Source organism: Corallococcus silvisoli (assembly GCF_009909145.1).
Taxonomy (GTDB): domain Bacteria; phylum Myxococcota; class Myxococcia; order Myxococcales; family Myxococcaceae; genus Corallococcus; species Corallococcus silvisoli.
Map to the genome: position 1 here is coordinate 29798 of NZ_JAAAPJ010000020.1, position 25526 is coordinate 55323.

Annotated in this window: 21 protein-coding genes; 13 read left to right on the forward strand and 8 right to left on the reverse strand. The window is 70.9% G+C overall.

What is annotated here, in order from left to right; all coding sequences use genetic code 11:
* Positions 1-8: 8 nt before the first annotated feature.
* On the forward strand, positions 9-1631 hold the full coding sequence (locus GTY96_RS31615; RefSeq protein WP_161666659.1) for a penicillin-binding transpeptidase domain-containing protein: 1623 nt from the start codon (positions 9-11) through the stop codon (positions 1629-1631).
* Between the two features lie 13 nt (positions 1632-1644).
* Here the strand turns inward: GTY96_RS31615 and GTY96_RS31620 are convergent, their stop codons facing one another.
* Entirely contained in the window at positions 1645-2838 is a 1194-nt protein-coding gene (locus GTY96_RS31620) for a DUF4388 domain-containing protein (RefSeq protein ID WP_143905749.1), read from the reverse strand.
* A gap of 22 nt (positions 2839-2860) precedes the next feature.
* On the opposite strand from GTY96_RS31620, the gene GTY96_RS31625 reads away from it, so the two are divergent.
* From GTY96_RS31625 to GTY96_RS31645, 5 genes are all read left to right on the forward strand, one after another.
* Complete coding sequence (locus GTY96_RS31625) at positions 2861-3139, forward strand: glutaredoxin family protein (protein ID WP_143905751.1); 279 nt, start codon at positions 2861-2863, stop codon at positions 3137-3139.
* Positions 3140-3259: 120 nt separating this feature from the next.
* On the forward strand, positions 3260-4213 hold the full coding sequence (locus GTY96_RS31630; protein ID WP_143906052.1) for a GGDEF domain-containing response regulator: 954 nt from the start codon (positions 3260-3262) through the stop codon (positions 4211-4213).
* Between the two features lie 46 nt (positions 4214-4259).
* Positions 4260-5927, forward strand: coding sequence for a sigma-54-dependent transcriptional regulator (locus tag GTY96_RS31635; RefSeq protein ID WP_143905753.1), 1668 nt, complete (start codon positions 4260-4262; stop codon positions 5925-5927).
* A 480-nt stretch (positions 5928-6407) separates the two neighbouring features.
* A complete protein-coding gene (locus GTY96_RS31640) occupies positions 6408-7214 on the forward strand; it encodes an NAD-dependent epimerase/dehydratase family protein (RefSeq protein ID WP_161666660.1) in 807 nt (268 codons plus the stop codon).
* A gap of 199 nt (positions 7215-7413) precedes the next feature.
* Positions 7414-10146, forward strand: coding sequence for a N,N-dimethylformamidase beta subunit family domain-containing protein (locus GTY96_RS31645; protein WP_161666661.1), 2733 nt, complete (start codon positions 7414-7416; stop codon positions 10144-10146).
* Between the two features lie 25 nt (positions 10147-10171).
* On the opposite strand, the gene GTY96_RS31650 is transcribed toward GTY96_RS31645, so the two are convergent.
* Positions 10172-11791, reverse strand: a complete 1620-nt coding sequence (locus GTY96_RS31650) for a Na+/H+ antiporter (protein ID WP_161666662.1) — start codon at positions 11789-11791, stop codon at positions 10172-10174.
* Positions 11792-12040: 249 nt separating this feature from the next.
* Between GTY96_RS31650 and GTY96_RS31655 the strand changes: the two genes are divergently transcribed.
* Positions 12041-12607, forward strand: a complete 567-nt coding sequence (locus tag GTY96_RS31655; RefSeq protein ID WP_161666663.1) for a tetratricopeptide repeat protein — start codon at positions 12041-12043, stop codon at positions 12605-12607.
* Positions 12608-12703: 96 nt separating this feature from the next.
* A complete protein-coding gene (locus GTY96_RS31660) occupies positions 12704-13822 on the forward strand; it encodes a 3-deoxy-7-phosphoheptulonate synthase (RefSeq protein WP_143905764.1) in 1119 nt (372 codons plus the stop codon).
* Here the strand turns inward: GTY96_RS31660 and GTY96_RS31665 are convergent.
* From GTY96_RS31665 to GTY96_RS31680, 4 genes are read right to left on the reverse strand one after another with little or no spacing between them, the layout of a single operon-like run.
* Positions 13812-14645, reverse strand: coding sequence for a prephenate dehydratase (locus tag GTY96_RS31665; RefSeq protein WP_161666664.1), 834 nt, complete (start codon positions 14643-14645; stop codon positions 13812-13814). The genes GTY96_RS31660 and GTY96_RS31665 overlap by 11 nt on opposite strands.
* On the reverse strand, positions 14638-15777 hold the full coding sequence (gene pheA, locus GTY96_RS31670) for a prephenate dehydratase (RefSeq protein WP_143905768.1): 1140 nt from the start codon (positions 15775-15777) through the stop codon (positions 14638-14640). The genes GTY96_RS31665 and pheA overlap by 8 nt, the downstream gene beginning before the upstream one ends.
* Before the next feature lie 52 nt (positions 15778-15829).
* Complete coding sequence (locus GTY96_RS31675; RefSeq protein ID WP_161666665.1) at positions 15830-16420, reverse strand: DUF4291 domain-containing protein; 591 nt, start codon at positions 16418-16420, stop codon at positions 15830-15832.
* Positions 16417-16860, reverse strand: a complete 444-nt coding sequence (locus GTY96_RS31680) for an EVE domain-containing protein (protein ID WP_143905772.1) — start codon at positions 16858-16860, stop codon at positions 16417-16419. The genes GTY96_RS31675 and GTY96_RS31680 overlap by 4 nt, the downstream gene beginning before the upstream one ends.
* Positions 16861-17355: 495 nt before the next feature.
* Between GTY96_RS31680 and GTY96_RS31685 the strand changes: the two genes are divergently transcribed.
* The gene (locus tag GTY96_RS31685; protein WP_161666666.1) at positions 17356-18894 is read left to right on the forward strand and encodes a phospholipase D-like domain-containing protein; all 1539 of its coding nucleotides are present in this window, start codon (positions 17356-17358) and stop codon (positions 18892-18894) included.
* A gap of 44 nt (positions 18895-18938) precedes the next feature.
* On the opposite strand, the gene GTY96_RS31690 is transcribed toward GTY96_RS31685, so the two are convergent.
* The gene (locus GTY96_RS31690) at positions 18939-20501 is read right to left on the reverse strand and encodes an endonuclease/exonuclease/phosphatase family protein (RefSeq protein WP_201756581.1); all 1563 of its coding nucleotides are present in this window, start codon (positions 20499-20501) and stop codon (positions 18939-18941) included.
* Between the two features lie 371 nt (positions 20502-20872).
* Positions 20873-21064: a hypothetical protein gene (locus GTY96_RS31695; protein ID WP_143905778.1), complete on the reverse strand. Its 192-nt coding sequence runs from the start codon at positions 21062-21064 to the stop codon at positions 20873-20875.
* Between the two features lie 407 nt (positions 21065-21471).
* On the opposite strand from GTY96_RS31695, the gene GTY96_RS31700 reads away from it, so the two are divergent.
* The 4 genes from GTY96_RS31700 to GTY96_RS31715 all read left to right on the forward strand — a co-directional run bounded on the left by GTY96_RS31700 (position 21472) and on the right by GTY96_RS31715 (position 25494).
* Positions 21472-22041, forward strand: coding sequence for a polysaccharide biosynthesis/export family protein (locus GTY96_RS31700; protein WP_143905780.1), 570 nt, complete (start codon positions 21472-21474; stop codon positions 22039-22041).
* 84 nt (positions 22042-22125) lie between these two features.
* Positions 22126-23274: a hypothetical protein gene (locus GTY96_RS31705; RefSeq protein ID WP_186002076.1), complete on the forward strand. Its 1149-nt coding sequence runs from the start codon at positions 22126-22128 to the stop codon at positions 23272-23274.
* 35 nt (positions 23275-23309) lie between these two features.
* Positions 23310-24719, forward strand: a complete 1410-nt coding sequence (locus GTY96_RS31710) for a GumC family protein (protein ID WP_143905784.1) — start codon at positions 23310-23312, stop codon at positions 24717-24719.
* A gap of 37 nt (positions 24720-24756) precedes the next feature.
* Positions 24757-25494, forward strand: coding sequence for a CpsD/CapB family tyrosine-protein kinase (locus GTY96_RS31715; protein WP_143905786.1), 738 nt, complete (start codon positions 24757-24759; stop codon positions 25492-25494).
* The last annotated feature ends 32 nt before the right edge of the window (positions 25495-25526 follow it).

Sequence of the window (25526 nt, forward strand, 5' to 3'; positions counted from 1 at the left end):
CCTGAAGCATGATGATTCGCCGCCTCCTCGCTGCCCTGCCGCTGTTCCCCCTCACGCTGCTCCTGGGCGCCTCCGCGCCAGGGCCGGATGCCGGCCTCGCGCCGTCCGCCGCCGCTCCGTCGGATGCCCAGACGCTTGCCGCGGCGGTGCACGCGCTGGGGACGGATGCCGGCCCGGTGGGGGCCCGGGCGCTGGTGGAGAAGGTGGAGGCCGCCCAGGCCGCCGCGTCGCCAGACTCCGGGACGCCAGGCGCGAGCGCCGCGGCAGGGACCGCCACGCCCGTCCCGGGAGCCTCGGCCGCCTCCGGCCCCCAGGCCCCCGGCGCGCGGGAGGTGGAGCCGTCCGCCCCCAAGACCGCGTCCGCGAGCCCGTCGGGAGCCGGGGAGAGCCCCAGCGAGCCGGCTTCGGGGCCGGACACGCGCCCGGTGGATGCTCGCGCGCTGGCGGAGGTGCTGGCCGCGAAGGACGGGGCGGCGCTGGAGCCCGGGATGGTGCCTCCGCTGCCGGTGCCCTCGCGGGAGAAGGCGCCCCCGTTCGGCAAGTTGCAGGGGCTGCCTCGCGCGCAGGACCTGGTGGCCCGCGCGAAGCTGGTGAACAGCAAGCTGGTGGTGAAGGGCGGCAAGGACGCTCCGGATCAGGTGCTCACCATCGACCCCGGCCTCCAGGCGTCCCTCACGAAGATCATGGAGAACTACCAGGTGCCCTACGGCGCCGCGGTGGTGCTGGAGCCCTCCACGGGCCGCGTCCTCGCGATGGCGGAGCACTCGCAGGCGAAGCCGGAGCTGCGCGGGCTGCCCATTCGCGCGGTGTACCCCGCCGCGAGCATCTTCAAGATCGTCACCGGCAGCGCGCTGCTGGAGGCCGGCGTCTCACCCGACACGGAGGCGTGCTTCCACGGCGGCAAGCGCCGCCTGTCGGAGCGGCAGCTGGAGGACACCGAACGCGACGGCGCCTGCTATTCGCTGGCGATGGCCATGGGCAAGAGCGCCAACGTCATCTTCGCGAAGATGACCAGCAAGCACCTGAGCGCGGAGGCCCTCAAGCGCATGGCCGCGCGCCTGCGCTTCAACCGCGAGATTCCCTTCGCCCAGCCCCTGGACGTGTCGCTCGCGTACATCCCTGAGGACGGCTTCGCGCTGGCCAACACCGGCGCGGGCTTCGGGGACGTGTACCTGTCCCCGCTGCACGGCGCGCTGCTGGCCGCGGTGGCCGCCAACGAGGGCCGCTGGGTGGACCCCGTGCTGGTGGAGCCCGAGCCCTTCATGCCCCTGCCGGAGCCGGAGCCCGTGCTCACGCCCACCACCGCGCACGCGCTCACGAAGATGCTGGAGGAGACCGTCACCCACGGCACCGCGCGCCACATCTTCCGTGAGCGCGGCTTCCAGGTCCCGAACGCCGTGGGCAAGACGGGCACGCTCGCGGACCGCGAGCCCTTCCGGGACTATTCGTGGTTCGTCGGCTTCGCGCCCAAGGACCACCCGCGCGTGGCCGTGGCCGCCCTCATCGTCAACGACCCCAAGTGGCGCATCCGCGGCTCCTACCTGGGCCGCGAGGCCCTGCGGCTGGCCCTGGAGCGCGTCCCCGCGCCCGTCGAGGTGACGGCCCCGGCCGGCGCCGCCGGCAAGCACTGAGCGGCCGCCTGTCTCAGGACAGCGGACGCGGGGTGAGCTTCACCAGCTCCGTGTCCACGAAGCCCTGGAAGAACTTCAGGGCCTCCAGCTCCTGGAGCGGCGACACGTGCACGATGGCCGCCACGTCCCGCCGCCCGTCGATGCGCGACAGCAGGTAGCGCTCCGGGGAGGTCAGGGGCAGCGTCTTCAGGTGCGCGGGCGACACGCGCAGCGCGGGCACCCGCGACGGCTCCATCAACGCCTTGCGCAGCTCCACCAGCAGCCGCGTCTCCGCGTCCCGCAGCAGCTTCGCCGTGTGCTCGGACGGGGAGATTTCATGGGCCCGCCGGGCCAGGGCCTCGCCGTCGCGCAGGTTGCCCGCGTCCAGGAAGAGCCGGGCGGCCTGGAGCACCTCGTCGGAGGAGGACTCGGAGCCGATGACGCCGCCCGAGGGCAGGTCGTCGTCATCGTCCTCCACCACCACGACGGTGGGCGCGCCCGGATCCGGGGCGGGCAGGGGCGCCTCGTCCGACACCTTCAGCGCGTCCTGCCGGTAGAGCGCGTAGAGCCGCTGGTAGAGGAAGAAGTCGGTGGCGTGCAGGGCCAGCGCGATGCCGTCGATGCTCAGGCCGTCTCGCGCGAACTGGACGATGCGCTCGTCCATGCTGCCCGCCTTGCGGTCCGTCAGCTTGCGCTCGTCCACCTCCAGCCGGACGGAGCCGGAGGGGAACACCGCGCGGATGGCCTGCCACGCCGTCTCGCGGAACTCGCCCTCGCGGTGCACGTCCAGCAGGTCCACGCTGACGTCCAGGCCCTCCAGCTCCGGCGCGACGTCCGTGGCGCGGAAGTCGAAGCCGCCTTCCTCCCAGGTGAACGCATCCAGCAGCATCTCCCGGAACTTGTGGGAGAGCGTGGTGCGCACGGTGGCTTCCGACACCGTGCCCGTCATGATCAGGATCTTCCCCAGCAGGATGTGCGTCTCCGCCTGGGTGGCGAACGCGCGCTCCAGCTGGTCCTCCGTCAGGTGCCCCTGGTTGATCAGGAACTGACCGAAGTATTCGCGCGGCTGGTTGGAGCTGGCGGTGATGACGTGGCCGTCGCGCAGCAAGAGCTGCTTGCGCACGTCTCCCCGCTCCACGTTCAGGGTGCCGGTGGCCCGGCGATTCCCGAGGTGGACGACCAGGTCCTTGAGGGGCATCGTCGAAAAATCACCACACACGCCGCGCATCGAGCGCCCATCCTGCAACGCAATGAGAGTCGATATCTACTCGAAACCCCGGTGCTCCCTCTGTGAGAAAGCGCTCATCGTGGTGGAGCAGGTCCAGGCCCGCCTGCCGTTCGAAATCCACGTCACCGACATCCTCCAGAGCCCCGAGCTGTTCGAGACGTGGCGCTACGACATCCCCGTGGTCCTCATCGACGGCGTGCCTGCCTTCAAGCACCGCGTGGACGCCGAAGGGCTGGAGGCGCGTCTCCGTGAGGTGATGAATGGCATACCCATTGCTAAAACCGTGGGCCAGGATGGGTAGCCGAGTGCCCTTTCCTAAGAAATCCGAGGGGATAGGTAGGGCTTGAGAGGGACGGGGCTGTAAATCTGGGCGGTCGGGAGGGGTGGTGGGGCAGAAAATGCTGGAGGGGAGGGGACGGTGGTGGGCGTGAGGCGCAAGCGGGCCGGAAAGTCGGGGCAGCCTCCCACGGTGTTGGTGGTGGAGCCTCGAGCAGAGGATCTGGAGCGCACCCGGGCGTCGTTGGGAGGAGAGGGCTTCCGAGTCGTTCCCCTGACGCGCTTCGACGCGGCGGTGCCCCTCTTCGAGGTGATCCGCCCGGACGCGGTGTTGCTGGCCGCTCAGCCGCCGGACTACGCGGCGTTGCAGACGGCGCGGCGCCTGCGGCAGGTGAGCCGGGGCACGGTTCCCATGATGTACCTGGTGGATTCGCACGACCGGGATGCGTGGCGCTTCTGCGTGGACAAGGGGCAGTGCGTGGACGTGGTGCCGCGGTCGGTGGATGGCGCGGAGCTGTCCACGAAGCTGCACGCGCAGATGCGCCTCAAGCAGTCGGTGGAGCGCGCGGCGGCGGGTGAGGAGGCAGGCACGGCGCTGGCGCTGCATGATCCGGTCACGGGGCTCTACAACCGTCCCTTCCTGCTGGCCCTCATTGGACTGGAGGCCCGTCGCACGGAGCGCTACGGGGGCACATTCTCCGTGGTGGCGGCGGAAGTGAGCGGGTGGAGCGCGCTGCGCAAGGAGCACGGCAGGAGCATGGCCGACCGGCTGCTGGTCTACAGCGCGGTGGTGCTGGGGCAGACGGTGCGTGAAGCCGACGCGGTGGCGCGCGTGGGAGACAGCGAGTTCGCGATGCTGCTTCCGGGCACGCCCGAGGAGGCGGTGCCGGAGGTGTTGGCGCGGGTGGAGGCCCGGTTCGAGGCCGCCCGGTTCCAGATGGAAGGTCGCGTGGTGCGCACGTCGCTGGAGCTGGGCGCGGTGAGCTTCCCGGACACGGTGGGGGGACCCAACCAGCTGTTGGGCGCCGCGCTGCAGACCTTGAGACGAACACGCGAGATTCGGCGGGCCGCCGGTCCGGCCCGGCTGTTGTCGGTTTGAGGAAGTTCACGAGGGTTTGATGCACAGGGCGAGCGGAGGCGTGGGGATGGATCGGATCGCGGTGCTGGTGGTGGATGACGAGGAGTCGGTGCGCACGTTCCTGTCCGAGCTGCTGGGCAGCTCTGGGTATCAGGTGCGCTGTGCCTCGAGTGGTTCGCAGGCGCTGGAGATGCTGTCCGGCGGCTCGTTCGACGCGGTGCTGCTGGACGTGGTGATGCCGGAGATGAGCGGCCTGGAGGTGCTGCGCCGCTACCGGAGCACGGGGGGAACGGCCCCGGTCATCGTGTTGAGTGCGTTGTCGGGCGCGGATGACGCGGTGCGCGCGCTGAAGATGGGCGCGTCCGACTATCTGGCGAAGCCCTTTGGCAACGATGAGCTGCAGGACGTGCTCGCGCGGGCGCTGGGGACTCGGGTGCCGGAGCGGCAGGCGAGCGCGCCGGTGCCTCGCGTGGTGCTGTCTCCCTCGGAGGCCGCCGCCGAGGCCCGCGTGCTCATCTCCAACTCTCCGGCCATGCGCCGCGCCCGCGCGCTGGTGGAGCGCATCGCGGACACGGACGTGCCGGTGCTGCTCTTGGGCGAGTCCGGCACGGGCAAGGAGGTCATCGCCCGGGAAATCCACGCGCGCAGCCAGCGCCACGGCCGGCCCTTCATCAAGGTGAACTGCGCGGCGCTGCCGGGCGAGCTGCTGGAGAGCGAGCTGTTCGGCCATGAGCGCGGCGCGTTCACGGGCGCCACGGCGGAGAAGCCGGGCAAGTTCGAGCTGGCGGATCAGGGCACCATCTTCCTGGATGAGATTGGCGAGATGGCCATCCGGCTCCAGGCGAAGCTGCTCCAGGTGTTGCAGGACGAGGAGTTCTTCCGCGTCGGCGGCAAGAAGAGCGTCCGCGTGGACAGCCGCGTGGTGGTGGCGACGAACCGCGACCTGGAGAAGGAGATCGCGCTCGGCAACTTCCGCGAGGATCTCTACTACCGCCTCAACGTGGTGGCCATCCGCCTTCCGCCGCTGCGTGAGCGCCGTGAGGACGTGGTGCCGCTGACGGACCACTTCCTGAAGAAGTATGGCCGGGGCTTCATGACGAACGTCTCCGAGCTGCCGTCGGAGGTGCTGCACGCGTTCGGCGACTACGACTGGCCGGGCAACGTTCGCGAGCTGGAGAACATGGTGCGCCGGCTGTGCGTGCTGAAGGACCCGACGCTGGTGCTGGATGAGATCCACGCCGGTGGTCGTGCGCCGGCGAGCGCCCCGTCGCTGCCCACGTCCTTCGGCGGAGGTGACGACTTCAGCACGCCGCCGTCGCGCCACATGGACGAGGCGGCCCGCGTCTTCGCGGCCCCGCCGTCGCACTCGCCGCCCACGAACCCGGGCGTGCAGGTGCTGGAGATGCCCGCGCGCGGTAGCTCCCTGACGCCGCCCCCGGTGTCGCTGGGGACGGACTCCTCGCCGTTCAACGCCGTCGCGCCGCAGCGCTACGCGAACCCGTTCGACGCGCCGCAGCCTCCGCCCCCGCCGCCTCCGGCAGGGGAGCTGTCGCTCAAGGACATCGGCAAGCGCGCCGCGATGCTCGCCGAGCGCGAGGCCATCCTCGCGATGCTTCAGCGCACCGCGTGGAACAAGCGCCGCGCCGCCGGGAAGCTGCGCATCAGCTACAAGGCGCTGCTCTACAAGATCAAGGAGTGCGGCATCATCGACCCGCGTGCGAGCGCGGAGTTCTGAGCCCGCGGGCCCGCGTCCGCGCAGGGAGGTCGCGCGGACGCGCGGGCGTGCAACCGTGGTAGCGCGGAGTTCGGAGCCCGTGGGCCTGCGTCCGTGCGGGAAGCCCGCGGGCCTGCGTCCGCGCAGGGACGTCTCGTGGACGCGCGAGCTTGCATGCGTGGTCGCGCGGAGTTCTGGGTACACGGGCCTGCGTCCGTGCAGGGCGCCTGTGGGCACGCGTCCGTCCAGGGAGGTCGCGCGGATGCGCGGGCTGGCATCCGTGGCGGAAACGTTCGGGCCACTGGCCGCATTGCTTGCTGGCCCGCGCATTTGAAGGGAGGCCTCGTGTCCGCGGAGGCGCCCCTTCTAGACTCGCGGCCAGGGCCGTGAGGACGCCATGCTCTGGCCGTCGGCCGTCCTGCTCCGGAAGGAGGACGGCTCGTTCTCCAGAGGGCGGCATGCCCTTGCGCGAGGTGGGCGTTGCCCGGTATCGCGGTGGCCATGACCGCACCGCTCGTGCTGCTTGGCTGTGGCTACACGCTCACCCGGTTCGCCGTGGAAGAGGCCCGGTCCGGCCGCGAAGTGCTCGCCACCACTCGCGATGCCTCCCGCCGAGCGATCCTGGAAGGCTCGGGTGCACGGGTGGTGTCGCTCGACGACGCGCTGGCTCGCGCTCCGGGCGCGCACGTCGTCGACTCCGTTCCTCCCGAGGCCGGCCTGGACGCCCGCTTCACCGAAGCGCTGTCGCGGGTCCGTCCCTCGCGGCTCGTCTACCTGTCCTCCACCGGCGTCTATGGCGCCGCGCGTGGATCCGTGGATGAGTCCACGCCGGTCGACACGACATCTGCTTCCTCCCGCGCGCGGCTGGATGCGGAGGCGCGCTTCCTCTCGCTGGGCGCGAGCGTGATGCGCATCGCGGGCATCTACGGGCCGGGGCGCGGGACCTCCGGTCGCCTCAAGGCCGGTACGCTGCGCATCCCCGAATCCGGAGGGGGACGGCTGTCTCGCGTGCACGTGGATGACCTGGTGCACGCCGTGCGCGTGGTGCTGGAGCGTGGTGCTCCCGGCGAGGTGTACTGCGTGGCCGACCGTCGGCCCGCGACCCAGGAGGAGACCGCGTCCTGGCTCTGTCAGCGGCTGGGGCTCCCCCTGCCGCCCCGCGTGCCCCTCGACTCCCTCCATGAATCCCTGCGGGGAGACCGGGCCATTCGCGCCGCGAAGCTGGAGGCCCTGGGGTGGACGCCTCGCCATCCGGACTTCACGACGGGATTCCTCGCGGCGATGGAAGAGGAGGAGAAGGGGGCATAGCCCTTCACTGACACGACCCGGTTGGGTTCCGGATGCTCCAGCACGGACAGTGCCGCATGCCGGACGCCGCGCGCCCCCACGCCGTCGGACACGCCCCGGCCTCGTCGCGTGGCTCCCATGCATTGGTCCCGACGGGCGTTGGGGCGGGTAGCAGGGAGGCAGTGGTTCAGGCGCGGCCTCCGGGGGGATGCCCATGTGGATGTCTGTCTTTGTCGCGGTCCTGCTGTCCTCGGCCACGAAGCCCGGCATCATGGCCCGGGAGAACGCCGAGCCTGGGAGCTCGGACTGGCGGCTCACCCGGGCCGCGGTCTCGTCCCAGCTCGAGGGCTACGCGGGCGCGACCAGCGTCCAGCACGGGGACTCCATCGACATCCATGCGCGAACCGACGGCGGCCACACCGTGCGTTGGGAGCTCTACCGGATGGGCTACTACGGCGGGCTCGGCTCCCGGAAGATGGCCACCGGCGCTCCCGTGGCCGTCGGCCCCCAGCCGGATCCGGTGCCGGACCGCACCACCGGTCTGGTGGAGTGCCGCTGGCCCACGTCCTTCACCGTGCAGACCCAGGCGTCCTGGCCGAGCGGGGTCTATCTGCTCAAGCTCATCCGCGAGGATGGGCTCCAGTCCTACGTGCTCTTCGTGGTGCGCGCGGATGAGCGCAAGGGCAGCGCCCTGGTGCAGGTCCCCTTCACCACCTTCCAGGCGTACAACACCTGGGGCGGTGAGAGCCTGTACACGGACTCGCTGGGCCTGACGGGCGGCCACGCGAAGATCGTGTCCTTCGACCGGCCCTTCGCCGACGGCAGCGGCGCGGGCGAGTACTTCTATTACGTCCACTCGTTCGTCCTGTGGGCCGAGTCCAAGGGCTACGACTTGTCCTATGTGACGAACGTGGACCTGGACCGCGATCCCTCGCTCGCCCTGGGGCAGAAGCTGTTCATCGCGGTGGGGCACGACGAGTACTGGTCCCGGCCCGCGCGCGCGGCGGTGGAGGCGGCGCTGGCTTCCGGGGTGAACCTGGCAGCCTTCGCGGGCGACACGAGCTTCTGGCTCATCCGGCTGGAGCCCTCTGGCACCGGCGTCCCGCACCGCAGGCAGGTCTGTTACAAGGATTTGTCGATGAAGGAGGACCCCCGCGCGGGCTCCAACGTCACCACCGTGCGCTGGCGCGACGCGCCCATCAGCGAGCCGGAGAACGGCTTCATCGGCGTGATGTCGGATGCGTGGGGGATCGTCGAGCAGCCCTTCGTGGTGGCGAACGCGGGGGCGTGGCCCTTCGAAGGCACCGGCCTCAGCGAAGGCGACACCCTGCCGTCCATCGTGGGCTACGAGATGGACCGCGCCGTCACCAACGGCCGCGCGCCCCCGGGGTTCACGCCCCTGGCCCGCTCCCCGGTCATCAGCAACCTGGGCGAGGGCAACTGGCACAACGCGGGCTTCTACACCGCGCCCTCGGGGGCCTTCGTCTTCGCGGGGGGGGGCATCGCGTGGGCCCGGGCCCTGTCGAATCCGAACTACTCCGACGCGCGTGTCCAACGCATCACCGACAACATCTTCCGGCGCGCGGGGCTGTTGGCGGCCGAGGCGGGAGACACCTTCGGCTCAGGGCAGACCCGGCCGGTGGACCGCGCCGGGCAGGCCGCGAGCGTCACCCTGTTCGCGGGCGGTGCATTCCAGGAGGGCCTGCAGAATGGTCCGGCCGCGTCCGCGCGCTTCCGTCGTCCCGTCGGTCTGGCCGTGGATGGCGCGGGCAACGTGTTCGTCGCGGACACGGGCAACCACGTGGTGCGGATGATCGCCAACGACGCGGCGAGGACCGTGTCCACCGTCGCGGGCACCGGCGTCGCTGGCGTGGGCGAGGGCCCCGGCGCGAGCGCCGCGCTGCGCTCTCCGCAGGCCATCGCCGTTGGCTCCGATGGCACCCTCTACGTGGCGGACACGGGCAATCACCGCGTCGTGCGCATCGCGCGGGATGCCCGCTGGACGGTGAGCACCTTCACCGGTTCGCGCGAGGGGCGCTCCGGCAACGTGGAGGGTGTGGGGACCGCCGCGCGCTTCTCCACGCCCAGCGGGCTCGCCTTCGCGGGGACGGACCTCTACGTGGTGGACACCTTCAACCACCGGCTGGCGCGCGTGAGCCCGGACGGGCGGGTGAGCACGGTCATCGGGAAGAAGGGGGCTGGCAGCACCGACGGTGTCGGCAGCCTGGCGCGGTTCAAGCGGCCCACGGGCATCGCCGTGGGTGGGGGCGCGCTGTGGATTGTCGACACCGGGAACCGCTCCGTGCGGCGCGTGGCGCTCGACGGCGCCTTCACCACCACCACGCCCGCGGGCAACTCCACCGGGGGCTTCGCCGACGGGCTGGGGCGCGCGGCGCTGTTCATGCCGCTGCTGGGCGCGGCCTGGGACGACGGCCAGCTGCTCGTGACGGACACCGGCAACGAGCGCATCCGCTCCGTGAGCGACGGCCGCGTGCGGACCTTCGCCGGCACTGGCGCGCATGGCGCGCAGGATGGCGCGGGGGACCGGGCCACCTTCAGCCTGCCCACGGGCATCGCGAGGCTGCCCGATGGCACCGTGCTGGTGGTGGAGCAGGGCGCCTCCACGGTGCGCCGGCTCTCACGCACGGACCCGGGGAGCCCCGCGTCCGGGCCCCTTCCCGTCATCACGGGCGGCCCTTTCACTGGCTCGCAGGCGCCCTTCGACGTCTACCTGGACGCGACGCGCTCGAAGACGGTGGAGCCCGGAGGTTGGATCCAGCGCTTCCAGTGGGACTTCGGCGATGGCACCACCGCGGAGGTGGGGTACCTGACCCATCGCTTCCTCATGCCCGGGCGCTACACCGTCACCCTCACCGCGACGGACGGCAAGGGCGTGCGCGCGACCGCGACCCAGGTCGTGACCGTGGGGACCACGGTCGCTCCGGCGCCCTGAGCGCAGCCGTGGGGACGCGCGGGCGTCACGCCTCGTCGGGCGAGGCCGCCCGGAGGATCTGCTGCAGGTCCAGCTCCGACCAATCCAGCTCCTGCTCCACCTGCTGGAACGCCGCGTCTCCGATGGTGCCGTTCGCCCGGAGATCCACCAGGCGCTTGCGCCCCGCGGACATGGCGGCCCGTACCATGTCCGCGTCGGCGGTGGGGGGGCCCCATGGCGAGCCGGCCCCTGGCGCCGGGGGCCCCATGCTCGAGCGCTCTTCCAGGCGCTGGCGCGCGCGGCGCAGCTGCAGCTCGTAGCGCTTGCGCACGAGGACCGCCAGCTCCGTGCCGGGGGTCTCACTGGTGGCCTCCAGGCCCGCGCGCAGCGTCTCCACGCGCGCGACCCGCACCTCGTGGTCCACCTCGCCATCGTCGTCCAGCTTCAGCCGGGTCATCAGCGGACGCAGCGTCAGGCCTTGCACGACCAGCGTTCCCAACACCACCGCGAAGGACGTGAAGAGGATGAGGTCGCGGTAGGGGAAGGCCGCGCCACCCGAGCCGCCCGTGGGCAGGGCCAGCGCCGCCGCCAGCGTCACGATGCCCCGCATGCCGCACCAGCCCACCAGCACCGCGGCGCGCGCGGAGAGCGTGACGACGCTGGACGTCGCCGGGGGCTGCCGCCAGCGGTTGACCGCCGCGGCCCCCATCACCCAGGCGATCCGCGCGAGGATGGCCGCGCCCGTGACGGCCGCGGCGATCGCCGAGTACTCCAGCCACGTCTCGCGGTCGAACCGGGCGACGATGGACTTCAGCTGGAAGCCCACCAGCACGAAGGCCAGCACGTTCAACACGAACACCGCCACCTCCCACACCGCGTAGGAGGGGATGCGGATCCGCGCGGGAATCAGGGTGGAGGCCGACCGCGAGATGGTCATCGCGTAGACGACCGTCGTGAGGATGCCGGACAGGTGCAGCCGCTCGGCGAGGATCCACACGGCGAACGTGCTGCCGAACTGCGTGATGACGGCCGTGGACACGTCCTCCACGTGGCTGTTGATGCGCAGGCTCAACCGCGACAGCACCACCCCCAGCAGCAGGCTGCCCACCGTGACGACGAGCATCACGGGCACCGCGCTCCAGCCCAGGACGCCACCCGCGGCCATGGCGCCCACGGCGAGCCGGTAGATGAGCAGGGCGCTCGCGTCGTTGAAGAGGCTCTCGCCCTCCAGGATGACGAGCAGCCGGTGCGGCGGCTGCAACTGCTTCAGCACCGCCGTGGCCGCCGCCGCGTCCGGGGGCGCGACGATGGCTCCCAGCGCGATGGCCGCGGCCCAGGGGATGGCTGGCACCAGCCAATGGATGACCCCCGCCACCGCGATGACCGTGAGCGCCACCGCCCCCAGCGCCAGGCTCGCCACCGGACGCCAGTTCGCGCGCAGGTCCCGGGGGGAGGCGTCGAAGGCCGCGTCCAGCAGCACCGGGGCGACGAACAGGGTGAGCGCCAGCTCCGGATCCAACACCAGCTCGGGACTCCCCGGGACGAGCGCCAGCACCGCTCCGGCGAGCGCCACCAGCGCCGGGTAGGGGGTGCCGATCCGCCGGGACACCGCCGCCAGCCCCGCCCCTCCCAGCAGCAGCGCGATGACGATCTCGAAGACGAGCATGAGGGCCTCGGGACCGATTCCGCCTGGGAGCGGCGTGGCGCCGCAAGGCCTGTCCCGGACAGTGGCGAATTCCAGACGGCTGAAACGGCCGTCTCCTGGGAGGCCGCCGGCGCCATCAGCGCAACCCGATGGATGCCATCAGCCGGGGAAGGGGCGCGCCTTTGCGGAGCGCGGTCCCCCGGTGACAGGCTTGCGCTTTCGGGCCGCGTGGCGGCATGCGGCCCGCGCAACCCGTCCGATGGGGGACCGATGTCCAGGTCGTTGCTGTACGCGGCGTTCAACGAGGGCGTCCACCGTTCCATGGCCGGCAACCACGAGGCCGCGCTCCAGTCGTTCGATCAGGTCCTCGCCGTGGATCCGCGCCACTTCCCCGCGCTCACCGCGAAGGCGTCCGCGCTCAAGCAACTGGGGCGCACCCAGGAGGCGCTGACGGGCTTCCAGCGCGCCATCGAGCTGGACCCGTCCGCGGCGGACCCCCACCGGGAGGCCGCCCTGTGTCAGCTGGAACTGGGGGAGCCGGAGGCCGCCGCCCTGCTGATGGCCCGGGCGGTTCAGCTCAACCCCACCCCCGGCTACCGCGAGGCGGCGGCCGTCGAGGTCTACCATCTGGGTAATGCGCTCCTGACCCAGGGGCGGCGGCCGGACAAGGCCCGCTACCGGCTGGCCCGTCAGGTGTTCGAGCTGGCGCTCCAGCTCTCGCCTGCCTACGTGGAGGCCGCCAAGGCCCTGGCGGACGTCTGGGAGCACCTGGGTGACCCTACCCAGCGGGAGCACTACACCCAGCTGGCGACCCGGCTGCGCCCCGCCTCCTCTTGAGCCGCTCCGCGTCATTTTCCGTACGAATGGGGAGGGAAAGAGAGCACCCGCGGTGTTGAATGCCGAGCGGTCGCCCCCCACAGGAGAACCCTTCGCATGATCGTGATGCTCGAGCCGGATTCCCCCGAATCCGTCGTGAACGCCGTCCTGAAACTCGCTTCGCAGTATGAGGGCGTCACCCCCCGTGCCCACGTGGTGCAGGGCGCGGAGTCCACCATCACGGAGCTGTACCTGCTGGGCTCCACCTCGCAGGTCCCGCTGGAGCCCTTCCAGCAGCTGCCCGGCGTGCGCCAGGTGGTCCGGGTGTCGCAGAAGTACCGGATCATCGGCCGGCACGGCGGCCACCGCACCACGGCGGGCTTCGAATACAACGGCGTCACCTTCGACGACCGTTCGGTGAACCTCTTCGCGGGCCTGTGCGCGGTGGACTCGCTGGAGAGCGTGGACGCGATGATGGCGGCGCTCGCCCGCTGCGGCATCACCACCACCCGCATGGGCGCGTACAAGCCGCGCACCAACCCCTACGAGTTCCAGGGCCTGGGCGCGAAGTGCCTGCCCTGGGTGTTCGAGTCGGCGGGCAAGCACGGCATCAAGGTCGTCGCGATGGAGGTGACGCACCCGCGCCACATCGACGAGATCAACGACGCGCTCAAGCAGGCGGGCACGCCCACGGGCGTGATGCTCCAGGTGGGCACGCGCAACGCTCAGAACTTCGAGCTGCTCAAGCAGATTGGCCAGCAGCACACCTTCCCCGTGCTCTTCAAGCGCGGCATGGGCATCACGCTGGAGGAGTCCCTCAACGCGTGCGAGTACGTGGCGAGCGAGGGCAACCCGAAGATCGTCTTCTGCCTGCGCGGCGTGAAGACGCACCTGGGCGACCCGCACCGCAACATGGTGGACTTCGCGCACGTGCCCGTGGTGCGCCGGCTCACGCGCATGCCGGTGTGCGTGGACCCTTCGCACGCGATTGGCCGCGCGGAGGCCCCGCCGGACGGGCTGCCGGACATCTTCCACGCCATTGGCCAGGGCCTCATCGCGGGCGCGTCCATGGTGCTGGTGGACTTCCACCCGACGCCGGAGAAGGCCCTGTGCGACGGGCCGCAGGCGCTGCGCCTGGAGCAGCTGGGCGCGCTCCAGCGCTACGCGAGCATCGTGCGCGGCGCGTACACGGAGGCCGTGCGCAACGGCGACGGGACGCAGACCGTCAATCGTTGAGCGCGTAGCTGCCGAGGACCTGGAGCGACGTGGAGGCGCTCCGGGCCTCGTCCAGGGCGGCCTTCACCGGCGCGGAGTCCTCCGCGCCGTCCACGTCCAGGCACCAGCGGTAGTCCCAGGCGCGGACGCCGCCGGGCCGGGCCTCCAGCCGCGCGACGTTCACGCCTCGCGCGGCGAAGGCCCCCAGCACCCCCGCCAGCGCTCCGGGCCCATTGTCCAGGGTGAGCACCACGGAGGTCTTCCAGCGCGCTCCCAGGGACGGCGGGACGGCCGGGCCCACCGCGAGGAAGCGCGTGGCGTTGTCCGGTGAGTCCTCGATGCCCTCCGCCAGCACGGTGAGCCCGTAGCGCTCCCCCGCCGCGCGGCTGGCGATGGCCGCGGTGCCCGGGGTGGCCTCCTGCGCCACGCGCCGGGCGGCCACCGCGGTGTTCGCCTCCGGCACGGGCTGGAGGTGGTGCCCGCGCAGCCACCCCGCGCACTGCGCCAGCGCCTGCGGATGGGACAGCGCATGCGTGAGGCCTTCAAGCGTGTGCCCCGGGGGCGCGAGCAGGCAGTGGCGCACGCGCAGGCGCAGCTCTCCCGAGATGGGCGGGGTGAACTCCAGGAGCAGGTCCACGACCTCCGCCACGGGCCCCGCGAGCGCGCTCTCCATGGGGACGACGCCGCCCTCCACCGCGCCCGAGGCCACGGCCTCGAAGACGGCGCGGAAGGTGGGGTAGGGGACCCGCGTGACCGCCGGGCCGAAGAACGCGCCGGTGGCCTCGTCGCCGTACGCGCCGAGCTCGCCCTGGAAGGCGATGCGGCGGGACGCGGCGTCAGCCATCGATGGGCTCCGCGCGCGGGTAGGTGCCCAGCACGCGCAGCGACGAGGTGAGCGGGCGCAGGTCCTCCAGCGCCGCCGTCACCGCCGCGGACGCGGCGTGGCCCTCCACGTCCAGGTAGAAGCGGTACTTCCACGGCGCGCCCGGGATGGGGCGCGACTCCAGCTTGGAGAGGTTCACCCCGCGCTGCGTGAGCCGCTGCAGCACCTGGCCGAGCGTGCCGGGGCGGTGCTCCAGCACCACCAGCAGGGACGTCTTGCAGGGCACGTCCGGGGCGAGCGGCGTGGGCTGGCGCCCCACCTCCACGAAGCGCGTGAAGTCGGCGCCGGGTTGCAGGTCGCTGGCGAGCACCACGAGGCCGAAGCGGGCCGCGGCGGATTCGCTGGCGATGGCGGCCACGGTCACGTCATTGCGGTCCGCCACCATCTGGGCGGCGACGGCGGTGTCCGGCCCCAACACGGCGCGGGCCCGCGGCACGTGCGTGCGCAGGAAGTCCTCGCACTGCGCCAGCGCCTGCGGGTGGGACAGCACCTCGCGCAGGTCCTCCAGCTTCGCGCCCTTCACGCCCAAGAGCCGGTGGTCCACCTGGCTCACCACCTCGCCGGTGATGACGGCGTCGCCCGCGGCGAGCACGTCGTAGGTCTCGTTCATGCTGCCGGCGGTGGTGTTCTCGATGGGCAGCAGCAGCAGGTCCTGCGCCCCCTGCTTGAGGGCCTCCACCGCCTGCCGGGCGGAGTCGAAGCCGGTGAGGAGCACGCCGCCCTGCCTGTGGGCGTAGCGCTGGCGGGCGGCGAGGTGGCTGTAGGAGCCCTCGACGCCCAGATACCCCACCCGCAGCGGCGTGGTGTCCAGGCGGGTCAGCAGGCCCTGCTGGCGAGCGACGGACATGTCCAGGATGACGCGGTAGAGGCGCTCCACCTCATGCGGATCCAGGCCTCGCTCCGCTGCCCGGCCGCGCAGCTTGCGCAAGAGCAGGTCCTCGCGCTGGGGGTCCCGGAAGGGCCAGGCCGTCACCAGCTTGGCGCGCGCCACGTCGTCCGCCAGGGCCATGCGCCGCTGGAGCAGGTCGAGGATCTCCTCGTCGACGCGTTCGAGGGAGGTGCGCAGGGTCTCCAGGTTGGGGATGTCCGCCATCGCCCGAACATAACAACTCGCGTCGGAGCCGAGGGGATCTCCGGTGGCCCCGTCACATTCCCAGGCGGCGGGCGAGCTCCGGGGGCACCGGGTAGACGGACTCCTTCGGCAGGTGGCGCGTCGCCTGGTCCGCGCGCCCGTCGTCCAGGTGCTTGCGCAGCTTCTGGACCAGGGGGGTGAGGTCGGTGATGGAGACGGTCCAGTCCTCCACGAAGCGCTGGATGACGGCGCGGCTCAGCCCCACCTGGATGCTGTCGTGGGGCAGGCCCGCGCCACGCAGCGTGCGCTCCGGATCCCACTGGATGTGGACGGGCGCGGCTTCGAAGGCCTTGCGCCAGGTGTCCGGCGCGCCGTGGGCGCGGGGCTCGTAGCCGGTGAGGACTCCCCCGCCCAGCGCCTCCTCCCAGCCCGAGCGCTTGATGCGGACGGCGAGGGTGCGCTCCTGGCCGCTCTTGCGGCCCCAGTTGGAGCGGTGCATGAGCCACAGGAAGCTGGGCTTGATCCACGTCATCCGGCCCACGGAGAAGGGCGGGCCGAACCGCTGCTGCTTCACGGCGACGTCCGCGATGGCGTCGGGGTAGGCCTGGTACACGACGATGGACGCACGGTCGAAGTCGGCGCGGACTTCGCGGGCGGCGCTCATGCGCGGGCTCGGGCCTTGGGCAGCTTCGTCTTGCCCATCTTCAGGACGAGCTCGAAGTGCTCGGTGGGCGTGGGCGTGACGCTCAGGCGGCTGCGGGTGAGCAGCGGGAAGTCCTTGAGCGCGGGCGTGGCCTTGATGGTGGCGAGCGTCACCGGGGTGGTGAAGGCGACGACGGGGCCCATGTCCACGGAGGCCCAGTCCTCGCCGGGCGCGGTGGGGTCGGGCCCGGGCTTCGAGAGCACGCGCGCCACGCCGACGACGGCCTTGTCCTCGTTGGAGTGGTAGTAGAGGCACAGGTCCCCGGGCGTCATGGCCCGGAGGTTGTTGCGGGCCTCGAAGTTGCGCACGCCCGTCCACGCCGTGCTGCCGTCCTCCTCCAGCTTCGCGTACGCGTAGACGGAGGGCTCGCTCTTGATCAACCAGTACCGCCGAGTCGCCATGGCCGCGCACCCTAGCGCAGGGCAGGTGCTTCGTCAGTCACGCACCAGAGCCCCACGGTGCCGTCTCCCTGGCCCCATGCGATGCCCCGGAGAAGACGGTGCGTAGGGGTGAGGCTCGCGGAGCGCATGGGCCTCATTCGAGAAGAAGCGTGAACGTCCCGAAGTCGTCCTTGGGGCGAGGCACGTGGGAAGGATAGGAAGCGCAGAGCCACCGGATCGCAGCACCGGTGGCCCACGAGAAACCGCATCGCCTCGCACCGAGGGACCCGGCGCACCGCGCTCGGGGGAAAGGTCGCGCATGGAAGCCAGCGTCTCGCCGCGCACCCCTCCGTCCCCGGACCCCCTTTCGCGGGGACGACAGCCTGCCGGGCGAGCCCCCGCTGCGTGGGGGAGGGCGGTGGCGTCTTCCAGGCCCGGACCCTTGCGACGGGCCTTCACGGAGCGCACCTCACCTGGAACCTGGGTGGGCGCCTCGCTGGCCCGAGGAGACACAACGTGGCCCTCGTGAAATCCTCGGGCATCCGCGGCAGGCAGCATGGGCTGGCGGAGCAGGTCTTCTCCCGGGCCGCTGGCGCGCCGCTCATGCCGGGCAACGCCGTGAACCTGCTGCGCGACGCGCGCGAGAACTACCCCGCGTGGTTGCGCGCCATCCACGAGGCCCAGCGCTCCATCCTCTTCGAGAACTACATCATCGAGGACGACGACGTGGGCCGCGCCTTCGCGGACGCGCTGATGGCCCGCGCCCGGGACGGCGTGCAGGTCCGCGTGCTCTACGACTGGCTGGGCTGTCAGGGCACCGCGTCCCGGCACTTCTGGCGCACGCTGCGCGACGCGGGCGTGGAGGTGCGCTGCTTCAATCCCTTCCAGTTCGACCGGCCCCTGGCGTGGCTGGGCCGCAACCACCGCAAGACGCTCACCGTGGACGGGGAGGTGGGGTTCGTGTCCGGCCTGTGCGTGAGCCACAAGTGGGTGGGCGACGCGGCCAGGGGCGTGGCCCCGTGGCGGGACACCGGCCTGGAGATCCGCGGCCCCGCGGTGGCGGACCTCGTGCGTGCCTTCGCCCAGGGCTGGAGCACGGTGGGCGCTCCGCTCGACGAGGAGGCCTGCCTCTCCGCCCGCGCCTCGCTGCCCATGGGCGAGGTGGCCCTGCGCGTGGTGGCCGGCGTCCCCTGGAGCGCGGGCCTGTTCCGCGTGGACCAGCTCATCGCCTCGCTCGCGCGCCAGCGGCTGTGGCTCACCGACGCGTACTTCGTGGGCACCGCCGCCTATGTCCAGGCGCTCCGGGCCGCGTCACGCGATGGCGTGGATGTGCGGCTGCTCGTGCCCGGCAGCAGTGACATCCCCGCGCTGCGCCCCCTCACGCAGGCCGGCTACCGACCCCTGTTGGAGGCCGGCATCCGTGTCTATGAATGGAATGGCACCATGCTCCACGCCAAGACGGCGGTGGCGGATGGCACCTGGGCACGCGTGGGCTCGTCCAACCTCAACCCCGCGAGCTGGCTGGGCAACTCCGAGATCGACGTCGCGGTGGAGGATGGCCCCTTCGCCCAGCGGATGGAGGCCATGTACCTGGAGGACCTGGAGCACGCGACCGAGGTGGTGCTCGACGGAAGGGCGCGGCGCCTCAAGGCCGCGCCCCTGCTGCCTCGCGCGCGGCGGGGTACTCCTGGCCGGCGGGGCAGCATGAGCCGCGCGGCCGCGGGCGCCGTGCGCCTGGGCAACACCGTGGGCGCCGCCGTCACCAACCACCGCGAGCTGGGCCGCACGGAGTCCAAGGTCGTCTTCGGCGCGGGGGTCGTGCCTCTGGCGCTCGCGGGCGTGGCGCTGTACTGGCCCCACGCCGTGGCCGTGCCGGTGGCGCTCCTGGGGGTCTGGGCCGGTATCGCCCTATGGAGCCGCGCGCTGCGCCTGCGCCGCCAGGAGGCAGAGGGCTCCCAACAACCGCCACGGCCCGAGCAGGAGGTGCCGCCCCTGCCCACCTCCGCCGCGCCGCCGGCCGACGCGGCTCCGGAAGCGGAGCCGCGCCAGCCCTGAGGTGGGTGCTCAAGAGCGGGTCTTCCTGGCGACGCAGCGGCGACTCATGGCGCGGCTTCGACGCCCCGCGAATCAGGGGCAGGAGGGGGGGCTCCCGGAATGTCATCCGTCTGAGCTGTCGTGCCTCCAATCCCACTCCCGAAATGCTGGCCCAGGTTGAAACGGCTGATGATGGGATAGTGGTCGGACGTGGTGTAACGGTACTGGGAGATGTTCGGGCGCAGCACCGTGGTCGAGTTGGTCACGTAATCAGCCCACAGTTCATTGGTGACGAGCTGGTGGTCGAGGAACGTGTTGCGGCTCGCCGTGCTCCCCACGCCAGCCTGAGACAGGGCCTGGGTGGTGAACATGTAGTTGTCCGGGTCGTCGACGAAGTTGCGGTAGGGCGTTTCGTACGGCTTACCGGTGCTGGGGTCGGTGCCGGTGACGATGGACATGTCCACGTCATCATTCCAGTCGCCCACCACCAGGGCCCGCTGCGTGGGCAGGTTGAGGTCCAGATAGGCCTTGAGCTGCCTGGCGGCGACTGCCCTGCGAGCGTAATCCGTCGGGCTGGTGGCGGACTTCATGTGGATGACGAACGCCGTCACATCCACGGTGGTGTCGCCCCGCTTGACGCGCAGGTCCACCCGCAGGGGCGGGCGCGTGCCGAATTCGTAGCGGTAATTCGTGAGGACGACATCCGCTCGCAGCACCTGCACCACGTCCGACTTGAAGAGCACCCCCACCTTCTGGTCGGAGGAGGAGTATTGGCTCGAACCGGACGACACGCGAGAAGCGTCGTTCGCGAGGAAGCCGTCGTAGCCGGGCAGCCGTGCCTTCAACGCGTTGAAGTGCGCCGTGTCGACGATTTCAGCCAGGCCCCAGAAGTCCACGCCCGCGTCGGCGATGACCGCCTGGGCATTGGTCAGCTGAAGCGTTTCGTCACTGGGTCCATACTGCGTGTCCCCAAACCACTCGATGTTCCAGTTGGCCACCGACAGCGGGAAGGTCGAGGGCGCAGGCCCTCCATCGGATTGCGAGTCCGGGCCGAGGACCACCAGCTCCATTCGCGCTTCGGACGTCGCGCCGTTGGCGTCCTGCACTCGCAGGGTGAGGGGATGGATGCCCTGCTCCTGCGGGAGGCCGGTCAGCACTCCATCGTCTGAGAGCGAGACGCCGGTCGGCAGCGAGCCCTCCGTCAGGGACCATCGCAGCGGAGGACCCCCGCCCGCGGCGGCGAGGACTTGCTCGTAGCTGGCGCCTGCGATGGCAGGGGGGAGCGTGGCCCTGACGACCTCGAGAAAGGGCCAGACCTTCAGCGGATAGGTGCGGGTGTCCTCTTCGCCATTCGCGTCCGTCACGCTGACGGTGAGCGCGAAGTCGCCAGCCTCGGTGCTTTGACCTGTCAGCCTCCCTTCCCCCAAGTAGAAGGAGAAGCCAGGAGGAGGCGTCAGCGTGTAGCGAAGCGGAGGCAGGCCGCCCGACGCCGTGAACACAGCCTCGTAGTCGAGCCCCACCGTGGTGGAGGGAAGCGCGCCCTCGGGGAGCCGGGGGCCGCCTTGCGCGGGGCCACGCCCGTCGGGGCATGCGGACAGCAGGACGACGGCGGCGAGCATCCCCGCCATTCGAGCGAGTGTCCTGAGTCCACGAAGCACGCGCGGATGCGTGCGAAGGCTGTTCGTCGAGCTTGATTCACCTGGTGTACCGCGAATCATTCGTCATCCCCGAGGCGTGTGAGGCCGGCCCTCGCCGTGAAATCAAGCTGCACGGGAGGGCCGGGCGTCTGTGCGGGGGAGGAGATTCTTTCAACCGCCGTGAGACGGCTTCACGGTGGGTGCATTGTTCCCTCACGGTTTGGCCATGAAGGCTCGAACGCGACGGGGTTCACCCGCGTAGAAAAAAGGGCCCCCGGACCGGACGCGGAGGGAAGCCTGGGCTCCCCACGTCGCGCTCCGGCCCGAAGGCCCGTGACTCCCTCAGTCCTTCAGGACTGGCTTCAAGCCTGCTTCGCGACGCCAGCGGGCACCGCCGCCCTGCTGCTCAAGAGCGCGCTGCCTCCATAGAGGGCCAGGCCCACCATGCCCAGGACACCCGCCTCGACGCCGTTGCCCAGCGAGGCCCCCATCAGGCCCACGACGCTGGTCCCGAGCATGAAGACCACCCCCACCGCCCCTGCCACCTTGCCCATTCCGCTGTCCCCTTGGTGACTGAATTGGACCCCTGAACCGCAACCGCTGTCCGACGCACATCCACTCTTCAAGACCCGTGCCGGGGTGTTGTTACCCGGGCCCCAGAGGAAGCGTTTTGCGCGGTGGAAGTGGCGTGGGGCGCGTTGGGCAAACCTCTTCCACCCCGTGGAACCGAACGGCAGAAAGCACAGCCGAGAACAGCGGGGGGGGACCGGAATTTTTCCCGGATGCTCCCATGTGCGCACGATGTGGCACGCCGTAACCCACCGCATTCCAAGGGATTTCCCTCCGCCTGGCCGCTGGCACACGCGCTGCTAAGAGCCTCCGCCAGAAGCGCACCGCCCGGCCCTTCGGGGCGTGTGATTGGTGGCTCGCGCGGACATCAGTGAACGAAGGAGAGCGGAAGATGGGAATGCGGCGCACGGGGTTCTGGACGGTGATGGGGATGCTCCTCCTGTCGGGTTGTGCTCACCAGCAAACGCTGAAGGTCGACAACGCGGATCAGCCTTACCGCATTGGCCGTGAGGACGTGCTCGACGTGAGTGTGTGGCGGGATCAGGAGCTGTCGCGCACGGTGCCGGTGCGCCCGGACGGCTACATCTCCGTTCCGATGGTGGGGGAGATCCAGGCCGCGGGCAAGACGCCCACGGAGCTGGCCGAGGCGCTCAAGGCGGGCCTCCAGCCGTTCGTGCAGGAGCCGCGCGTGACGGTCATCGTCCGCGAGGTCAACAGCACCCGCGTCTTCGTGACGGGCGAAGTGGCCCACCCGGGCGCCTACCCGCTGCGGGGCCGCGTGTCGCTGCTGCAGGCCATCGCGCTGGCGGGCGGCTTCACCGACTTCGCCAACTCCGACGGCATCGTCGTCATCCGCACGGACGGCAACGGCGGGCAGTTCCCGGTGCGCTACAGCGACCTGGTCTCCCCCAAGGGCGAGAGCGTCATCCTGCGGCCGGGTGACACCGTCGTCGTCCCGTGACGGGGGCCGGACGCGCGGTCGAAAGAAAGACAGACATCCAGAGGCAGGGAGCGTGGGCGTGTGGGTTTGGACGGGAGGGCGGCGGTGAGGGGCAACTGGAAGCGAGCAGTGATTACAGGCTGTCTCATCGCCGCGCCGGCCGCGCAGGCAGCCACCATCCTGGCGCCGCGACTGCGCCTGACGGCGGAGGAGCGCTTCGACAATGACCTGCGCCTGGGCGCCAATGGCACCAACGGGCAGTTCATGACGAAGCTGTCCCCCCGGCTGGGCCTGGACGTGAAGAACGAGCAGGTGACGTTCGACTCGTACTACGCCGGGGACCTCCTGGCCCGGCACGGCTCCGGCAAGGTGACCTTCGATCACCGCCTGGGATTGGGCTTCCGCGACGTGCTGTCGCGCCGGCTGCGGCTGGACGCCAGCGCGAGGGTGTTCCGCGTCTCCGACCCCACGTCGCTGCCGCGCGACGGCCTGGCGCGCTCCACGTCCCCCACCTTCTATGCGCAGACGCGGGTGGGGCTCACGGGGCGCGTGACGGAGCGGATGGATGTCCGCGGCAACTACCTGTTCGAAGCGACTCGCATCATCGAACCGGGGCGGGTCGCGGGCTACGCGCACACCCCCTCGGTGGAGCTGTGGTACCGCACCACGCGCCGGCTGTCCCTGGGCGCGGAGTACCGCTACCAGGGCTTCCTGTACGACGGTGATTACAGCCAGGCGCACAGCGCGGCGGCGGCCCTGCGCTACCGGCTGGGCCGCCCGACCACGCTGACCGTCCGGGCCGGGCCGGTGCGCTACCTGCCCTCGATTTCGTCTCGCGGTGGGTGGTTGCCCCGCGTGTCGCTGGAGCTGATGCGCGAGGGTGAGCGCACCGACCTGGGCTTCGCGACGGGGCACGACCTGGTGGGGGCCAGCGGCTTCTCCGGAGCGGTGTGGGCGGACTACGCGTCATTGATTGGCGCGCACCGGTTCACCCAACGGCTGTCCGCCTTCGGCGCGGCCAGCTTCTTCCGCAACGGGGCGGCGCCAGGACACAACTACAAGGAGTGGCGGAACACCGTGAACGTGTCGCAGGGCTATGCGGTGGGAGGAGGCGTCGAGTACCGGCTCAGCCGGAAGCTCGCGCTGCAGGGGGCGGTGGACCGCATCGCGCAGGTGGGCGCGGCGGACGTCGTCGGTGCGGGGGACCTGACACGCAACGTGTTCGCCCTCCGTCTGGTCATGACACCTTGGTAGGCAACTTTCGAGTTCGAGGCATGGAGGAGCGGATCATGGAGCGTGGGATGACGGCGGACCAGATGCTTGCGGCGCTGTGGCGTCGCAAGGCCCTGGTGGGGGCGATCGCTGCGGCAATCTTCGTCTTGGGCGTGGCCATCGTGGTGACCCGGCCGAGCATTTATGAGGCATCGGTGGTGGTGCGCGTGGAGCCGCAGCGCCCGGGGGAGGAGATGGTCCAGCGCACGGTGAGCGAGCTCATCGAACAGCGGCTGGTCACCGTGCGCCAGGAGCTGCTGGCGCGGCCGGTGCTGCAGAAGGCCATCGAGGAGATGAACCTCTACCCGGAGCTCGTCTCCGAGAAGGGCGTCGAGGCCGCGGTGGAGCAGATGCGCAAGGACATCACCGTGCGCGTCGAGGGTGAGACGGCCTTCGAGCTCACCTACGCCGGGCGCGACCCGCAGGTGGTGGCGCAGGTGACCAACCGCCTGCCGGCCATCTTCTCCGAGGAGACGCTGAAGATCCGTCAGGCGCAGGCGGCTCGCGCCACGGACCTCTTCAACGGCGAGATGATCTCCATGGGCAAGGCCGTGTCCTCCTGGGAGAGCAAGATCTCCCGCTTCAAGGTGGACCACCTGGGCGAGCTGCCCGAGCAGATGGAGATGAACATGCGCGGCCTGGAGCGCATCAGCGCCCAGCTGCAGACCAAGTCCGAGGAGCTGCGCACCGCGGAGGCGCGCCGCTCCGACCTGGCCCGCGCCCGCAACGCGGCGGACAGCGAGGCCGGCCGGCTGGAGACGGCGGAGAGCGGGCTGTCCCGCACGCTGACCCAGGCCAAGACCCAGTGGACGGAGGACCACCCGGAAGTGAAGCGCATGGAGCGTGAGCTGGGAGACATCAACGGCCAGCGCAAGGAGGCGGAGGGCCGCATGACCGCCGAGCGCAACGAGCGCACCCGCGTGACCCTGCTCGTCGCCAACATCCAGAAGGACATCATGGACCTGCAGAAGCAGGCGGAGGCCTACCAGGCGCGGTTGAACAACACGCCCCGCTGGGCCCAGGAGCTGTCCGTGATGAACCGCGACTACGAGATCGCCCGCACCAAGTACCAGAGCGTGGTGAGCCGCAAGGTGGAGGCGGAGATCGCCCAGGAGCTGGAGGCCAAGAGCGCCCAGAGCCTGTTCAACGTCATCTCGCCCGCCGGGGTGCCTTCCGCGCCGGCCCGCCCGGACCGCATGAGCGGGCTGCTCATCGCCGCCCTGGTGGCCCTGGCCCTGGGGGTCCTCACCGGCACCGTCCTGGAGATGCGCGACGACAGCCTGCGCGACGGCTCCGAGGTCCGCGAGCGCCTGACGCTGCCCGTCCTGGCGGTGGTCCCGAACATGCAAGGCAAGACGGAGAAGCGCGTGTTGATGCCAATGAACGGCAGCAAGAACAGCGTCTCGTCACCCACGTCCCTGAATTAATTGCCGCCCCCAGATGGAAAGGATTGGAGAAAACCAGATGGATTCGACGATGGAGCGGGCCGGGAACTTCCTGCCGCGCATGGATGACAGCGGGGCTTCCTCGAACGCGGTGGACCGGCGGGTGGTCACGCTCACGGCCCCTGCCTCCGTGGCCGCGGAGCAATACCGCACGCTGTACTACCGGCTGGAGCGGATGCGCGAGCAGCGTCCGATGAAGGTGGTGGCGCTCACCTCCGCGATGCCCGGCGAGGGCAAGACGGTGACGAGCGTGAACCTGGCGCTGGCCGCCGCCCGGGCGAACCCCGAGCGCCGCATCCTGCTGGTGGACGCGGACCTGCGCCGGGGGCAGGTGGCCCCCACGCTGGGCATGCGTAACAAGCAGGGCCTGGCGGAGCTGCTGGCCGGGGAGTGTGACGTGCGCGACGTGGTGCGGCGCTTCAACTCCACGAAGCTGGCGGTCATCCCCGCCGGCTCCACGCCGGAGGAGAGCACCCAGGTGCTGGCCAGCGCCCGCATGAAGCAGTTCCTCAAGGCGGTGCGCGAGGGCTTCGACGAGGTGTACGTGGACCTGCCGCCCACGCTGCCGTTCGCGGACGCGGCCATCCTGGGCCACCAGATGGACGGCGTGCTGATGGTCATCCGCGCCAACGTCACCCCCTCCAAGGTGGTGAACCAGGCGGTGGAGCAGCTGGCGGGCGCGGCGCTGGTGGGCTGCGTGCTCAACGGGGCGGAAGTGAACGCGACCCCGTACCTGAAGAACTACGTGAAGAAGTAGCGCGGTGACGCAGCGGTGAAGGTGTTTCGTGG

Bases quoted from the DNA above. Each gene is read 5' to 3' on its own strand.
- GTY96_RS31615 (WP_161666659.1), top strand. From the start codon at position 9: ATGATGATTCGCCGCCTCCTCGCTGCCCTGCCGCTGTTCCCCCTCACG.
- GTY96_RS31620 (WP_143905749.1), bottom strand. From the start codon at position 2,838: ATGCGCGGCGTGTGTGGTGATTTTTCGACGATGCCCCTCAAGGACCTG.
- GTY96_RS31625 (WP_143905751.1), top strand. From the start codon at position 2,861: ATGAGAGTCGATATCTACTCGAAACCCCGGTGCTCCCTCTGTGAGAAA.
- GTY96_RS31635 (WP_143905753.1), top strand. From the start codon at position 4,260: ATGGATCGGATCGCGGTGCTGGTGGTGGATGACGAGGAGTCGGTGCGC.
- GTY96_RS31640 (WP_161666660.1), top strand. From the start codon at position 6,408: ATGACCGCACCGCTCGTGCTGCTTGGCTGTGGCTACACGCTCACCCGG.
- GTY96_RS31645 (WP_161666661.1), top strand. From the start codon at position 7,414: ATGTCTGTCTTTGTCGCGGTCCTGCTGTCCTCGGCCACGAAGCCCGGC.
- GTY96_RS31650 (WP_161666662.1), bottom strand. From the start codon at position 11,791: ATGCTCGTCTTCGAGATCGTCATCGCGCTGCTGCTGGGAGGGGCGGGG.
- GTY96_RS31655 (WP_161666663.1), top strand. From the start codon at position 12,041: ATGTCCAGGTCGTTGCTGTACGCGGCGTTCAACGAGGGCGTCCACCGT.
- GTY96_RS31660 (WP_143905764.1), top strand. From the start codon at position 12,704: ATGATCGTGATGCTCGAGCCGGATTCCCCCGAATCCGTCGTGAACGCC.
- GTY96_RS31665 (WP_161666664.1), bottom strand. From the start codon at position 14,645: ATGGCTGACGCCGCGTCCCGCCGCATCGCCTTCCAGGGCGAGCTCGGC.
- pheA (WP_143905768.1), bottom strand. From the start codon at position 15,777: ATGGCGGACATCCCCAACCTGGAGACCCTGCGCACCTCCCTCGAACGC.
- GTY96_RS31675 (WP_161666665.1), bottom strand. From the start codon at position 16,420: ATGAGCGCCGCCCGCGAAGTCCGCGCCGACTTCGACCGTGCGTCCATC.
- GTY96_RS31680 (WP_143905772.1), bottom strand. From the start codon at position 16,860: ATGGCGACTCGGCGGTACTGGTTGATCAAGAGCGAGCCCTCCGTCTAC.
- GTY96_RS31690 (WP_201756581.1), bottom strand. From the start codon at position 20,501: ATGGCGGGGATGCTCGCCGCCGTCGTCCTGCTGTCCGCATGCCCCGAC.
- GTY96_RS31695 (WP_143905778.1), bottom strand. From the start codon at position 21,064: ATGGGCAAGGTGGCAGGGGCGGTGGGGGTGGTCTTCATGCTCGGGACC.
- GTY96_RS31700 (WP_143905780.1), top strand. From the start codon at position 21,472: ATGGGAATGCGGCGCACGGGGTTCTGGACGGTGATGGGGATGCTCCTC.
- GTY96_RS31710 (WP_143905784.1), top strand. From the start codon at position 23,310: ATGGAGCGTGGGATGACGGCGGACCAGATGCTTGCGGCGCTGTGGCGT.
- GTY96_RS31715 (WP_143905786.1), top strand. From the start codon at position 24,757: ATGGATTCGACGATGGAGCGGGCCGGGAACTTCCTGCCGCGCATGGAT.